Raw genomic sequence first — 14,380 nt, forward strand, 5'->3', positions numbered from 1 at the left:
CGGTCCTGGGTTAGACTCGGCCTTCGCCAATCCACTAAATACATCGACTAATCAAATAGTTGGTCGGTGTATTTAATCCAAAGGCTGATCTACCTTGACCGAGTCCATTTGCAACCCACTGACCCTATATCTCACACGCCTGGCGCCTTCCAGCCAACTGACCATGCGCTACGTGCTGCAGGATGCCGCCGACCGCTTGGGTTTCGAAGACCTCAACCTCGAAGAGATTGACTGGCACCTGCTGCAGCCTGAACACGTCATCGCACTGGTGGCTGCCTTGCGCGAGGACGGCTTAGCGCCGAACACTTCGTCGCTGTATGTGAATGCGGTGCGCGGGGTCATGAATGAAGCGTGGCGCATGAGCTTGATCAGCCAGGACCACCTGTTGAAGATGCGCTCGGTCAAGGCCACACCCGGTACGCGCCTGAGCCAGGGCCGCAATCTGCGCCGCACCTTGATCCGCGAGATGCTCGACGTCTGCGCCGCCGACCCTCGGCCTCAGGGCCTGCGGGATGCCGCAGTGATCGGCCTGTTATATGGCTCGGGCATGCGCAAGTCGGAGTCGGTGAACCTGGACCTGGCACAGGTCAACTTTGACGAGCGCAGCTTGCGCGTGATCGGCAAGGGCAACAAAGAGCTGGTCAAGTACGCGCCGGACTGGGCGTTTGCCAAGCTGCAGGCCTGGCTGGCGTTTCGTCGCGAGCACCTCAAGGAAGGCGAGCAAGACGATAGCTTCCTGTTCAACCGCATCCGGCGAGGCAGCCATATCACCCGAGAGCGGATCACCAAGCATGCGATTTACTACATCGCACGCCAGCGCGGTGATCAGGTGGGGGTCAAGATCATGCCCCATGATTTCCGTCGTTCATTCATCACCCGGGTGATCGAGGAGCATGATTTGTCGATTGCGCAGAAACTGGCGCATCACACCAATATCCAGACCACCGCCAGCTATGACGTGCGTGACGACAATGAGCGGCGGCGGGCGGTGGATCGATTTGATTTGTAGGCTTGTGGATACACCACGATTCAAATGTGGGAGCTGGGTTGCCTGCGAAGAGGGCCTCACAGGCAACCAGAATGTTGAATCTGCCTGTTCCTGTGCTCAAGAGGAAGGCGGGACGCTTGAGGTCAAGTGAGCCGGTAAGCGCCGCAACGTCCACAAGGTGGTCAGCATCGCGGCAAGCGCACACAGCGCAATACCGATCAACATCGGCGCCGGTGTATGGTCGGCAAAGATACCCACCAAGGTCATCGCCACAGCCGCTGTGACCATCTGGATCGCACCCAGCAGTGCAGACGCAGAACCTGCCACCGCACCATGATCCTCCAGCGACAGCACCCCGGCCGCCGGCAATAGCAGGCCAAGAAAGCCAAAACCGATAAACAGCAGGCCCATCATCAAGGTCAGGCTGTCACCCCACAGCGTAGTGCCCGCCAGCAAGCTCATGACCGCCGCCACGCCTACCACCGACCAGCGAATCAACGGCGCCAGCCCAAAGCGGGCGCTGAGGCGGGCGGTCAGTTGGCTCATGGCGAAAAACGAGGCCGCGTTGAGCGCAAAGCACAGGCTGAACTGGGTCGGTGTCAGGCCAAAAAATTCGATGTACACGAAGGGCGCGCTGCCGATGAACACGAAAAAGGTGGCCAGGCCAAACCCGCACACCACCGACAAACCCGTAAAGACCGGGTCGCGGAGGAGGGCGCCATAACTGCCGAACGCCTGGCCCAGTGTCTTGCCCAGGCGGCGCTCGGCCGGGTGGGTTTCTGGCAGTTGTACGGCGGTCATCACCAGACACAGCACGGCCACCACCGCCAACACGGCAAACACTTCGCGCCAGCTCCAGATCGAAATCACCAGGCTACCGGCCAGCGGCGCGAGGATCGGCGAAACACTCATCACCAGCATCAACAAAGCCATCAGACGCGCCGCTTCATGGCCGGTATACAGGTCACGGACAATCGCCCGTGGAATCACCATGCCCGCACAAGCACCGAACGCCTGCACCGCACGAAAACCAATCAACACTTCGATGGTCGGTGCCAGCGCGCAGCCGACGCTGCCAATGGCAAAGATCACCAAACCCGCATAAATCGGTGGTTTACGCCCGAACACGTCGCTGAGGGGGCCGTAGAACAACTGGCACACGCCGATAATCATGAAGAACACCGTCAAACTCATCTGCACGGCGGCCGGCGAGGCCTGGAGGCTGGCGCCCAGGGTCGGCAGCGCCGGCAGGTAGATGTCGATGGCAAACGGGCCGACGGCGGTGATCAAGCCCAGCAAAAGGGCGAGGCGGGCGATACGTTGAGGCATTTGGCAGATCCAGGTAGAGCAACGGACGGTCAGCTTAAGGGAACCGCGCAGATCCGCAAACTTAGGCTTCACTAACAAGCAACAGCTGCCGATACAACTAGCAACGACACTGAAACGGTTGGGCTCCCAACCGGCGGTCCTGGCACAGGGATATCACTATGACGATCAAATTACGCTTGGTGCTGTTGATTGCGACCGGGTTGCTCACCGCCTTGATCATGAGCCTGGCTGGCTACCTGGGCAATACACGGATGGCCGATGCGGTACAGGACAACGACGTCAGCATGACGGTACTGCGCAACCACATGGAAGCCGACATGATGCACGACGCCCTGCGTGCGGATGTACTGTCAGCCATGTTGGTCGGGCTGGGCAAAAGCACCAGTACGGCGGCCGAGGTCAACAGCTCGATCAAGGAGCATGCCGAGCACTTTCGCGAGGTGCTGGCGGACAATCTCAAGCTGCCGTTGGACGCCTCGATCAAGGCCAGCCTGGAAAAAATCAAACCCAGCCTGGACACCTACATCAGTGCCGGCGAGCGCATCGTCGCGCTGGCCCTGGAGAATCCAGAGGCCGCACGAGGGGAACTGCAGACCTTCAATGCCGCGTTCAGCCAGTTGGAAGAACAAATGGCGGCGTTGAGCGAACTGATCGAAAACAATACCCAACTCACCAGCACCGGTACCCGGCAAACCATCAGTAACGCTAACTGGACCTTGATTATCGTATTGGGTGCCAGCCTGCTATTGCTGCTTGCTCAAGGGCGTTGGGTGACCCTGAGCATCATGGGGCCGTTGCGCACCGCCAGCCGTATTGCCCAAAGCATTGCCCATGGCAACCTGAGCGAGCCGATTGTCGAACCCAAGAACCAGGACGAAGCCAGTGCACTGATTCGCAGCCTGGCGACGATGCAGCGGGATTTGCGCGGCATGATCGAAGTGGTTCGCAGCAACGCCCATGGCGTGAATGGCATGAGCGAGCGCCTCAGCCAGGGTTGCCATGAAGTGGCAGGCAGCAGCCAGCAACAAAGCGTCGCCGCCAGCACCATGGCCGCCGCCGCGAGCGAAATGACCGCCAGCATCGAAGAAATCACCCGCCACGCCCAACGTGCCCTGGACATGGCCAGCCAGGCTGAAACCCTGGCCAAGGACGGCGGCCGGGTCATCCACCAGGTGGTCAGCGACATGGATGGCATCGCCCGATCTGCCCAACAGTCAGCCCAAGTGATCCGCACGCTGGACAAGGAGTCCGAGGCGATCTACAGCATTATCCAGGTGATCAAGGGGATTGCCGACCAGACCAACCTGCTGGCCCTGAACGCCGCCATCGAAGCCGCCCGCGCCGGTGAACAAGGGCGCGGCTTTGCGGTCGTGGCCGACGAAGTGCGCAGCCTGGCCGGACGCACCAGCGCCTCCACCCAGGAAATAGCCAGCATGGTCGGGAGTATCCAGCAGAACACCCGTGAAGCGGTGATCAGCATGGAGGAGGGCGTTGCCCAAGTGGACAAGGGCATGGCGGTGACTGCCGAAGTGGAACGTGCCATTCGCGAGATCCTCCAAGCCACGCTGAGCACCACTGAATTGGTCAACGATATTTCCCGCACTATTAGTGAGCAGAGCCTGGCCAGTAATGAGATTGCTCATCAGGTGGAGAGGATTGCGGGGATGTCGGAAAGTAACAGTCGGGTGATTGGCGAGACGGCGTCGACGACGGATGAATTGTCGAGTTTGGCGGGGAAGCTTTCGCAGTCGGTGGATCGGTTTAGGCTTTGATGGATGACGACCCATATATAACTAAACTAAATAACTATTTAGTTTAGTTATAATGCATATGAATATGTACGGAGGCGGAGGGACCAGAATTCATGGCCCTCCATCTAATTTATGCGTGTATCACCAGGTTCGTCGGGTAACACGGCCCTGAGTCTGGTCGAATTCGCCTTGGCTCACCGTAATCGGTGCACCAATGCTCAAATCATCCGAATCTCGCTGCCAAAGCCTGAAAATCGGTTTGCCGGCCAGCTCCAAAACTACTAGGTCATCTTGGGTAGGTGGACTGACAATACTGTATTCCTCAGTGATTCCTGGGTATCCAAAGCTAACTGAAGCTGTGCCTTGATCAAAATCAGCGATTCGTTTTGGCTCAACATGAGCATCGACTTCAAGTGTGAAAATGTCCATTTCCATTGAGTCTGATTTGTTCTTGCGCGTGAAGGACAACTTGAATTTCATCCATGACCTCAATTATCGGTAGCTGTGGTTTGAGCGTGTAGATTCTCATGACGTGCTCGGATAAGCCAACCGTGACGGAGTTGTCGTCAGGTGTCGCGAGCCTGTTTGACTCACGCTTTACTGATATCCAGGTACGGGGTGCTGCCAAGTGATCGAAGCCTGTGCCAGGCTCGAAATCTCATCACCAGAGCCCCCCAGTCCCGTACATGATGGTACGCATAATGTATATTATGTTAAACGAGCTGCTATGTCAGATATGTTCATAAGCCACGTAAGTCACTGATTCGACGAATTCGTTTTTACGCCTACTCTCTCAACGGGCCATGTCCATAGTGTTCATGACGATTCCTTGAATGAGGTGGCTGGCGATGAAACTGATTCAGTGCCGTTTCTCTTCAGGTCAACGACTACCGCTGCTTGTACAAGCTGGTGATGCGACGCCGTTGCCCATACTCATTCCGTTCATCTACGTCCAACTCAAACTCAGGCACCGCGCTTACAACACGGCTGCGGCGCACCTGCGCGCCATCCAGGCTTTCTACGCCTATGCCAAAAGCCGAGATCTGGATATCGATGAGGCCATTTTGGCCTGCCACTTTGAGGCGAGTCTGGCTTTGCTGGACGGTTACGCTATTTGGCTCCAAAGTGGCCGTCATGCCGATAATCTGATCGCCCGAATCGGCAAACCTGGCACTGTACTTTTTCAGCAGATCAGTTCACGAGCACGTGACCAGTACCTGCGCCTGCTGAAGAAATACCTGTCTTGGTGCGTCACCCGTTACATCCCGCGCGCCCGTCAGAATCCAGCCACACAGGCAGACATCAACGTGGTATTTGCCGATGTTGCTGACGTCATTGAGCGGCGCTTTGAGAGCCATATCATCAATGCTCGTCCCGACCGCACTCGTTACCGCAGCCTGACAGATACGCAATTACAGATCGTTCGCACACTGATTCGCCCTGGCGCTGCGGAGAATCCGTTCCCGGAACGTTTGCAACTGCGTAACTGGCTAATGATTGAATTGCTCTTGGAGACCGGCATCCGTCGCGGAGAGCTTCTGAAGCTCTACACCACAGATATCAATAAAGGTTCTCAGCACGCCTATGTCAGCATCAATGATCGCGAACTTGATCCCCCGACCCGCGCGTTGAAGAGCCTGCGCTCAAAACACATGGGCGGACCGTAGGCATCTCCGCACAGTTGTATGAGGTCTACGAGCGCTTTATCCAGAGCGACAGGCGCCCTCTGCGTGATGGTAAACCGATGAAATTGCTGTATCGCTATTTGTTCATCTCGGATCGTGGCCGCCCGCTGTCGATCCGCGCGTTGTCTAAAGTTCTTGATCAGCTGTTTCTGACCATTGAGCTGGCTCATCCAGGATTGTTACCTACACTTTCTGCGCATGACTTTCGCCATACCTTTGCAGACCACTTTTTGGCTTACCTAGTCGAAAAGCGTGGGCATGACCTCGAACGGGCCACGGACGAACTCCGGCGAGTCTGCGGTTGGTCTGAGACCTCGACTATGCCACGTCGTTACGCAGGTCGTTATCTAGCCGAGTCGGCCAACCTCCACAATGCCCAGCGCACCTCGGCAGCCTGGAGCCGACTTGACAGTTAAGGAGATTCGCCGTGACCAAATCAGCCGCTCAAGAACACGCGTCACCGCCCTCCTCTTTACCAGCTTACGTGTTCAGGGGGCCCGCTTACGTTACGATTCGGACTCGCACTAATGACCAGCCAAAGTATGTCGATACTCGATTGAACGTCTGGACGTGGTACGACGGCGGAACGGCAATGAATATTGACTGGTCTGGTCTAAAGTTGAGCTCGGAGTTTGTCGAAATAGCAAAGGCATTTATGGCCCATATGTTAGAGAAATACTCCCCTTCAACTGCATATAGGGCCGCCAGAATGCTCCATCGGGTTTCGGAAACTGATATTTCCTTGAAATTCCCTTGGGCAGCCGACGAAATTATTAGTGCATTCAACAGTTGGAACAGCTCGAGAGAATACGTAGTCGTCTTTCGCACGCTTTATCGCTGGGTAATGGATAGAGGAATTGCCGGATTTAGTAACGATATTTATCTAAAGATCAAGGACTTCAAAACCGAACGCTCATCTCCCTACTCTCGAATTTTTCTCTCTCAGTCAGGCTTGGAACTCGATGAGGAAATTCTATTGCTTAAACGCATTGAACGACAATCTTTGACTGACTCTTGGGAGGATGTCCAGTTTAATATCGTACTTCACATAGGTTTAGAACTCGCACCTCGATCGATTCAATTTCATTCGCTAAACATTGCTGATTTTGAGTTTATTGAAAGCGCTGATCACGAGAAGTACTACACCCTATGGCTACCCATGGCCAAAAAAGTTGGCCAACGCAAACCTGAGCGGCGCCCCCGTAAAATAACCTCGCGCCTGGGGGTGAAAATCTCACGCCACATTTTAGAAATTCAACACCGTTTTGGTAGTGACTGTGAACCATTATTTGTCAATCCTTGTGGAAGGCGTCTCTCGGTTAGCGAAATCGGTTCAGGTCTCAAACACGAGCTGGGTGAAGCTGGAGTCTTGAGTCGTCATGCAGCTTGCATTCAAATGGCTCGGACAATTTGAAGTCGATCGTCCAGTCTGAAGGGTCAGCACCAACTCGGGGCTTGAACACCGATTTTCCATACCACTCACTGAGCTCTTCCACAGCAAACTCAAGCTCATCGAACAGGCATTCTTCAGGCATTCCCATGCCGATAAATGCAATCCGGGCGGAAATCAATGACGTTGAGGCTCCTCCACTGAGGGAGAGGTTCATCTTCTCGTAGGAGCATTCCTCAAGCGTCATATACCCGCCCTCGATCTTGCCGATCAGCCGACCTATGAACATCTCGTCCAATGAGACGAATGCGTTTTCGTCTGCGGTGAGATGTAGCTCAATCCGTCCTCCGTCAAGAATTTTCAATGTTCCGGGATAGCGCTTCTCAGGATTAGCAGGCGAGAAGAAAAATCCATTTTTAACGATAGGTTCAAGGACTCGCATATTGCTCTCCTAGCAGATCAATCAACTTCAAAGTCAGACTTCTGACTGGGCTTTGGGTAAGCCTGTCCTGCCCATCTCCGGCAGCGCGGCTACCCCCCACGCCCCTGCCGAGCTCATTAGACCATGGCCACGCATCAAGGCACTGGCTCATTAACGGGGCAATAGCCGATACTAGTGACCACTCTTCAGACAGCTCAAAAGGACTTGGTGAACTATGTCATTGGATGTGGCCTACAGCATTGAGGCTAACGATTTCGTCGACCCTGATCGCGCCTATGATTTGTTCTGGTCAGGAGTAATTACTGACAAGCGCGCATTCGTGTGTCCAGCTGCTGACTGCTCCGCCCAGGTGACCTGCGCGAATCTGGACAAAGACGTCCAGAATATGAAAGTAGTCCCTCATTTCAAAGTCTATGGAACCCACAGTGAAGCTTGCGGAATCGCTAATGGCGACCCCGTCGACCTAGAGTTCCAGCCCGCTGAAATGGACGGGCAGGAACGCAGAACAGTCGACCAATCCATCGTGGACGTCTTCAAGCTCGAACGTCCTGCCTCTTACTACGACGAGCATTCGGTCGAGCCAGGCGCGGACGTTCATGTTGCGAAAAAGCGGGCAAAAAGCACCAGACCCTACAGCTCGAAGCTAGGGGAGTCAGGCATAGTCGGGCCCATCTACTCGGTTCGCTCTGTGGTTAGCAGATACATACGGTACCGTTCCGATGAGACCCTTGAGTTTCGGCGGCTGAACATCGCCGGGCAGGACGTGCCCTATGCCAGCATCTTCAAATGCGTCTGGGAGCAGGATCTAGACGACCTGCCTGATCATCCCATCATTTACTACGGCTGGGCATATGTCGACCGCACGAAAGCCAATAATGGCTATCGAATCAAATTCAAAAAAAATTTCAAGCGAGGAGACGACAGCCTTATAACCTCCTGCTTCGTCTCCGACGCGTTCATCGAAAATTACAAGCTTAAAAACCTAATGGCGGTGCGGCTTTCCCAGATCGTCGAGAAGGACAAGCCGACAGCGTTCGTTTTTCTCTACGGCCAGCCCGCAGTACGTACGTCGAAAGGACGTGACTACGCAAATTTCAATCTGAGAAATCTTGACATGATCGATGTCAACTACGACTGCCCCCTGCCGTCCAAATACGATAAGTAGGACAGTCTCATACCCTGACCACCGTTGGCTCTGCAAAGTTCTGCAGAGCCTTCCAAAGGCCTGTAAACCTACGACCCAGCCGCCATAAACCTATGGAGTCCATACCGGCAGCGTCGACGTGCCAACCTTGTCGATAACGATGGCCAGGCTTTGTCGGGCGCGAGTTACCGCGACGTAGAACGCCGCTGCAGCCGTGGCCTCCAAGTTTGTGCCCTTTTTGATGAAGCTTTCGATGTTGGCAGTGGGTGCGAGCAAGACTCGGTCGAACGTCGCCCCCTTTACTCCTTTGAAATTCTGAAAATCCAGATTGAGGTGTTTCGCCGAGCTCACCGAATGCCTTAGGCACTGCGGTCTATATCGGCCGACGTACTCATCGACATGCTGGGTGTGTAGAAGGAATACGCCATCATGCTCAGTTTCGTCGAGGTTCTCCGAGGTGGTGCCAGGAAAGCCCCAGGTCACGTCGAAAATGGTGTCGGAAAAAGCAGCGATCTCGCCTCTGCACCGATAGGTTATGGTCGCGTAGGTAATGGTGAGCAGCCCCTCCGCTTCTCTATCTCTGAACCATTCAAGAGATGCGGCGTATCCAAATTTCTTGTTCTTTTTGCCACGAGGATTTGTAGACAAAACTGCCTGCCGGACATCCCCCACCATCCGCACATCGATTTTAGAGCTGAGCAGCACCTCTAGGATTTCCCAGTCGAAGCTGGCGAGATCCTGGACTTCATCGATCAAAATTTCGTCGTAGATGCACTCTAGCCTGCGTAGGAGCGCTGGCGTCGCGTCCATGAGTTCAAAGGCAAGCTTGCCGAGTTCGCATGCGTACACCCGATTTCCTGAGTCCATGAACCTGCTTCTGCCCACAGCACGCTCGAATGGTCTGCCTTCGAAGTCAAAGCCCTTGACTCGATCCTTAGGGAATTTGAACCGTAGGAATGGCTGAGCAAAATGACGAAGCAGGAAGGTGTACCAACCCATGACCTCCAGCGTGCGGCTATCGCCCGCCTGGCTCGCTAAACGCGAGCGGATTTCCTGCTGGTTTGTTTGCGTGAAAGTGAGCACTGCGATCTTACGATCAGTTGCTTGCCGACAGTAATCCACCAAGCCCTGCGTCTTTCTGCCGCCCGCGACGGCCAGCGTCAGATGGTTAGGCATTCTGAATGAACCCCGCCGCCTCTCTCATGTAAGCCGGGGCTTTAAGGGCTTTGTCGGACTCCGCGATAAGCAGAGCACCTTCAGTCTTCTCCCGCGTCATCCACGTAACCAGTTCAGCTCTGTCAGTGATTCCAAGCACTTCTCTGAGTTGATCTTCGCCGTTCGCCGTAATCAGCTGCGGTTCGAGAGTATGACCATCGCTTACCTTGCCAATGAAAAGCTCGCGCTTCTTGCCATCCAGCCATTTCACGACCGCCACACGCAGTTCGGCTGGCTCGACGCCGTCGTTGTCCCTCATCACCGCGACCGGCTTATCGACGGCAGCGCACAGCTCAAGACATCTCGCCAGTGCAAGTCCGCGCATGCTGATGACATCGACGCCGGCTGCCATGGGCGTCAACCCATACAAGTCATAAAACACCCTTTCGAAAATGATTTCGTCGGACGGCCCCTCTACCAATACGACCTTCCTCGCAAGTACTAGACGGAGCGTGTCGTAACCAGGCAGACGCTGAAAGTACCTGACAGTGCTGGGGTCGAGCTCAGTGATTTTTGATACTAGGTTCCGGCTCAGTAGGTGCAGAGCATTCAAGCCCAGGCGATTAAGCACATACGTGCTGTGGGTGGATACAAACAGTTGCTGGTCGTCGGTGGCGAGTTTCTCCACTCGCTCAAGCAGCGTACTCAGGCTGGTGTGTGACAGATGATTCTCGGGTTCCTCAATCATGACGATCTTCACTTTGGCCGAGTGACGCTTCATCGCGAGCGATATCTTGATCGCTGCCTGCTGACCTTGGCCGGCCATCGAGAAGGGAACATTGTCTACATGAGGCGTAATAACGCTTTCCCAGGAAGTGCGGGATGTCTGATCCATAGCCAACGCAATGGGCTCAGCCTGCAAAGATGCGCCCAGTGCAGAGAAACGCTTATTGACGGTCGCCAGTGCCCCATCGGTCATCGACGCTTTGACCGTCCGAAAGCCCAACGAGATCTCAGCCTTCTCGTTGGTTTCTAAGTGATCACTCAAAATCTGACGAAGGTGGTAATCCACCCCCGCTGATGATTTGACTGTCCTGGAATCGATGGTTGCTACCGACAGCACCCGCGGACGCTTGGTCAGTTCCCGGTCAGCAAATGAGCGCCATTCGCAGGTGTAGTACTCAACGGGCAGCAAGGCGTTAGGTGCCTTGAGCCAGTCATCAAGCATGTCTTGGTACTCTTCGTTGGGGTAGATCCTCAAAAACACGCCCGGGCATGCATGGGTTGGGACGGCTGTGTTCACGGCACCACATAGCACCTGCAATTCATCATCATCGCGGAGGTACAGCTCTATCAGGATTTCGGGCAGTGCGGGCTTCCTGCCAGCGGCTCGCTGCGCTAGAAATTCTTGCACGAACTCGGTGTTAAACCAGTGCGGGTTCAATTCTTCAAGAACACTCCGGCCTCCGATCCGGCCGTTCAGGGCCAGGGAGACCGCTTCCATAAGGGTAGACTTACCGGCGTCATTACCCCCAACCAAAATATTCATTTTCGGGTTTGGGAGAAGGTTGAAATCTTTGTAGATGCGGTAACCACGGATGTGAATTCTGGTAATCATGGATCGTCATTCCTTTGGCGAAAACGGCGTCTACTCAGCGTAACTCGTTCGGGGCCTTAATCGCTGAGTAGAAACCAGGGCACTCGATTCGGGAAAAGCAGTGACGCGCAAATGGCGCCAATCCGCGTCGCAGGGTCTCGAAGCGACAGGTCATTATCCATCTGCGGTTTGCACACCTCCGCCCAACGTTGAGCAACATCTGCTACCGTCCAAACCTTGTGGCCGATCTGAAACACATGGTTTATGCCATTAGGAACGAAGGGCTGGCTGAACTCCAGGTAACTTTGCGGGATGAAAATGTTGAGGTGAGCGTGATCGAGACTCGCCAGGTTGTAATCCAACTCTTCCTCCAGCGAGTGTCGCCTGCTGATAAGCAGGACAAGGGCCAGCGTTTCAGAGGGTGAGTTGCTCAAGGGGCTCAAGGCAACTGAATCCTTGTCTGCGCGTGCCTTGATATACGCGTACACATCCTCCGCCGGCAGCAAGGGCCGGGCAAGCCGCCCCTCATGCTCAACAAGCGCATTGATTAACGTGCTGACGACCAATTCACCAAGGCCATTGAGGTCATCGGTTTTGATGGCTGTAAGGAAAACTGCCCAGTACGGTGCTTCGTCTTCGCTCATACCAGCACACGTGCTTGCGTAGTGCTCCAGCAGAAGGACGCTCAGGTGTTCCAGTGTTTCTCTGAGTGGAGCGTCACTAATCCCGAGCTCGCGGGCCAGGTGCAGCGCTGCGCCGGCCCAGCCCAAAATCCGTGATATGCGCTGCGGAAGGTAGAACAGGTCGGGAATGCCATGACGGCACAACGAGCCGGGATTCTCACGAAGTCCATTAACGATATCGCAAAGCAGGTGCTCAACCTCTCTTACTATCTCGTGGGAAAGCCCCCACATGCAGTCACGTGAGGTGCTGTCCTTTTGGGAGGACTGGAGAAGCAGCGCTACGCAGGTCGCGCTCAGCTCTATCCTTGAGAAACTATTGGCATGACGCCCTGTGCTCTTCTCCAGTGATTGCCAGATCCCGCCAATGAACGCCCCGACTGAGTTGGGTATGTCGATCAAGCGATCAACGAACTTGGTGAGGACAGGAAAAAGCTTGTCCGGAGTAAGCTCGTGCTCTGGCGCGAACATGAGCGTGTAGAGCTCGGCGGAATGACTGCTGATGGCTTGTCCAGCTGGAGATGTGGGTAAGATCCCAGTGAGCCCCAGCAACGAGGATGTTGGGTTGTCGGAAGCATGCGGGTTACCAAACAGCGGCATGTGACCGTATAGGTTGACGCCCCATACGGATGGCATTTGCCCCCCCTGGGTCTGCTCTGCCACATACTGCGCAGCGGGTCGGCCTATATCCACCAGATCGAGCATCCTGGCTCGCGAACCCGTATCGATTTTTCCATCCAGCACCTTGAGCAACGCGAGGGTTCCATAACCACCACCACTGGTCTCGCCGGCGTACTGATCTGCCGCAGACGACACAAAAAATGAGACGCCGAATGTCTTGGCCTTACCGATCACTTCAGGCTTCAGCAGGATGCCCAGATTAGAAACCATGCCGCCGGCGTTGCAGGCATCGATGATGACATTACAGTGCGCAGCTTTGAGCTCGTTGAAGTATTCGAACAAACGACTGAGGGCAAAGCCAGTGGTTGAAAGGCGATCAACTCGAGTGTCGCTCAGGCACAGGAAATAACTGTCATTGGCTTCTCCGCCATGGCCCGCAAAGAAGAGCGTAAAACTCTCGATTTCATCGTACCGGTCCTGGATATCAAGCAGCGTCGCGTCCAGTTGATGCCGGGCCGGAGAGCTAAGCAGGTAGGCATCCGCTGGCTGGATACTGCTCAATGGCCCCGTGGAAAGCGCTGCATGGATAGAGCGCGCGTCACGGTCGGCCCCAGACAGCTTATTGAGGGACTGATAATCGTCGCAACCAATGCACAACAAAACCTTGGCCATCACTGCTCCCTGCTACGAAACTTGGATTTGCGCGCGGCTTCCTCTGCCAACGCCTGGGCGATTTTAAGCTTTTTGACCTCTTCTACTCTCGCCAGCAGTGCGGGTTCTTGGAGCGAAGGGTCAGAGTGGAGGCGTTTCGCGAGGCTGGGGTGCATGCGAAACTCTGGAAGCGATACTTGACCATCCCGATCCACCAAATATTCGACTTGCTCGATGGCCTTAAGCATCTGCTCGCCCAAGCTCCCCGTGGAGCCATCAATGACGTTGCCGCTCTCTTCGCACGTATCGGAGATCATCTGGTAAAAGGCTTTGGCAAAGCTGTCCGCCATGCTGTTGGAAATCTCATCGACTGTGCGCTCAATGACGTCGAGCCGGCCTTCCATGATGTCCTCGAAGCACAACCTTGTTTCGTGCTCGATCCTCTGCATCTGGTCGACACGGTCAGGGGCGTAGCTGTGATGTGACTGCCACGATCCTCCGTGGCTGAAGCGCTGGACCTCATCGCTGCCACCCACTTGTCTGCGCGCTTGATCGAGCCTCTCCCCCGTCGCTTTCATGAACGCTTTCATGACGAGCTCCGCCTGCGCATCAAACGGGAAAGGATGGGCCTGATCCCTCATGTCTCACTCCTTATTGATCAAGCTCGGCCCGGACGGCCAGACCGCGTCGCTGCCAGAACCATGGGGCTGCTGCCTCATGACCTGCGTGATTAACAAACACGCCGGCGCCACAAGCTCCTGCAATTGCCTCGGCAAGGATGGCGATTGTATGGCATGTTAGCTGATTTCAAATGCGAGTCTATTGCACGTGATGTGAGTAAACGTGAATAGGCCACTTCCCTAGAGACCTCCGAGCCTCACAATTGAGGCTATTAGGAGGGGACATGAGCAACCAGCTCAGGGGGAAAACCACACTGCTCAATACTG

Annotated in this window: 11 protein-coding genes and 2 pseudogenes; 6 read left to right on the top strand and 7 right to left on the bottom strand. The window is 55.1% G+C overall.

Going from position 1 to position 14,380, the window contains the following annotated elements:
* Positions 1-94 precede the first annotated feature (94 nt).
* Positions 95-1,009, top strand: coding sequence for a site-specific integrase (locus AC07S6_RS03720; protein WP_034127441.1), 915 nt, complete (start codon positions 95-97; stop codon positions 1,007-1,009).
* Between the two features lie 96 nt (positions 1,010-1,105).
* On the opposite strand, the gene AC07S6_RS03725 is transcribed toward AC07S6_RS03720, so the two are convergent.
* A complete protein-coding gene (locus AC07S6_RS03725; RefSeq protein WP_495111734.1) occupies positions 1,106-2,317 on the bottom strand; it encodes a multidrug effflux MFS transporter in 1,212 nt (403 codons plus the stop codon).
* 158 nt (positions 2,318-2,475) lie between these two features.
* Here AC07S6_RS03725 and AC07S6_RS03730 point away from each other — a divergent pair.
* A pseudogene (locus AC07S6_RS03730) lies at positions 2,476-3,231 on the top strand (MCP four helix bundle domain-containing protein); the annotation flags it as partial.
* A 132-nt stretch (positions 3,232-3,363) separates the two neighbouring features.
* Positions 3,364-4,089, top strand: coding sequence for a methyl-accepting chemotaxis protein (locus AC07S6_RS03735; protein ID WP_370712708.1), 726 nt, complete (start codon positions 3,364-3,366; stop codon positions 4,087-4,089).
* 120 nt (positions 4,090-4,209) lie between these two features.
* Here the strand turns inward: AC07S6_RS03735 and AC07S6_RS03740 are convergent, their stop codons facing one another.
* Positions 4,210-4,548, bottom strand: a complete 339-nt coding sequence (locus tag AC07S6_RS03740) for a hypothetical protein (RefSeq protein WP_089041730.1) — start codon at positions 4,546-4,548, stop codon at positions 4,210-4,212.
* A gap of 368 nt (positions 4,549-4,916) precedes the next feature.
* Here AC07S6_RS03740 and AC07S6_RS03745 point away from each other — a divergent pair.
* Positions 4,917-6,169 (top strand): annotated as a pseudogene (locus AC07S6_RS03745) (tyrosine-type recombinase/integrase).
* 11 nt (positions 6,170-6,180) lie between these two features.
* Positions 6,181-7,167 (top strand): hypothetical protein, encoded by a 987-nt coding sequence (locus tag AC07S6_RS03750; protein WP_495111735.1) that lies wholly within the window; start codon positions 6,181-6,183, stop codon positions 7,165-7,167.
* Here AC07S6_RS03750 and AC07S6_RS03755 read toward each other — a convergent pair.
* Positions 7,094-7,585 (bottom strand): ApeA N-terminal domain 1-containing protein, encoded by a 492-nt coding sequence (locus tag AC07S6_RS03755; RefSeq protein ID WP_495111736.1) that lies wholly within the window; start codon positions 7,583-7,585, stop codon positions 7,094-7,096. The genes AC07S6_RS03750 and AC07S6_RS03755 overlap by 74 nt on opposite strands.
* 214 nt (positions 7,586-7,799) lie before the next feature.
* Between AC07S6_RS03755 and AC07S6_RS03760 the strand changes: the two genes are divergently transcribed.
* On the top strand, positions 7,800-8,750 hold the full coding sequence (locus AC07S6_RS03760; RefSeq protein ID WP_495111737.1) for a hypothetical protein: 951 nt from the start codon (positions 7,800-7,802) through the stop codon (positions 8,748-8,750).
* Between the two features lie 90 nt (positions 8,751-8,840).
* On the opposite strand, the gene AC07S6_RS03765 is transcribed toward AC07S6_RS03760, so the two are convergent.
* Genes AC07S6_RS03765 through AC07S6_RS03780 form a run of 4 tightly spaced genes read right to left on the bottom strand, consistent with a single transcriptional unit; the run spans position 8,841 to position 14,074 of the window.
* Complete coding sequence (locus tag AC07S6_RS03765) at positions 8,841-9,905, bottom strand: UvrD-helicase domain-containing protein (protein ID WP_495111738.1); 1,065 nt, start codon at positions 9,903-9,905, stop codon at positions 8,841-8,843.
* Positions 9,898-11,502 carry an ATP-dependent nuclease gene (locus tag AC07S6_RS03770; protein ID WP_124426707.1) on the bottom strand — a complete coding sequence of 535 codons (1,605 nt, stop codon included), beginning with the start codon at positions 11,500-11,502 and terminating at the stop codon, positions 9,898-9,900. The genes AC07S6_RS03765 and AC07S6_RS03770 overlap by 8 nt, the downstream gene beginning before the upstream one ends.
* Before the next feature lie 56 nt (positions 11,503-11,558).
* Positions 11,559-13,454 (bottom strand): caspase family protein, encoded by a 1,896-nt coding sequence (locus tag AC07S6_RS03775; RefSeq protein WP_169911951.1) that lies wholly within the window; start codon positions 13,452-13,454, stop codon positions 11,559-11,561.
* Positions 13,454-14,074, bottom strand: coding sequence for a hypothetical protein (locus AC07S6_RS03780; protein ID WP_169911952.1), 621 nt, complete (start codon positions 14,072-14,074; stop codon positions 13,454-13,456). Before AC07S6_RS03780 ends, AC07S6_RS03775 begins: the two co-directional genes overlap by 1 nt.
* Between the last annotated feature and the right edge of the window lie 306 nt (positions 14,075-14,380).

Source organism: Pseudomonas sp. GW821-FHT07B01, assembly GCF_059419065.1.